Raw genomic sequence first — 270 nt, forward strand, 5'->3', positions numbered from 1 at the left:
CTCTTCGTACTCAACCCCTTGTTTGTCAGTCTTTATTCGTATGCCTAGTTCCCAATTTTCTTTGTTCTTGGTATAGCCAAGTTGGTTAATCGCATTTAAGTTAGAACGACCTTCTATTCCGCCTAAGCGCATCCTTAATATTGAAATAGTCTCAGACAATCCGACCATCGTTCCTGCTATCGTCCCAAGGCTCATATCCGCTCCCCCCATCCCCACATTTATTGTCACACCTTTCTTCCCAAGATGCAACTCTAATAACCCGTTTTGTAC

The sequence above is a fragment of the Treponema sp. J25 genome (assembly GCF_004343725.1).
In the GTDB taxonomy this organism is placed as follows: domain Bacteria; phylum Spirochaetota; class Spirochaetia; order Treponematales; family Breznakiellaceae; genus J25.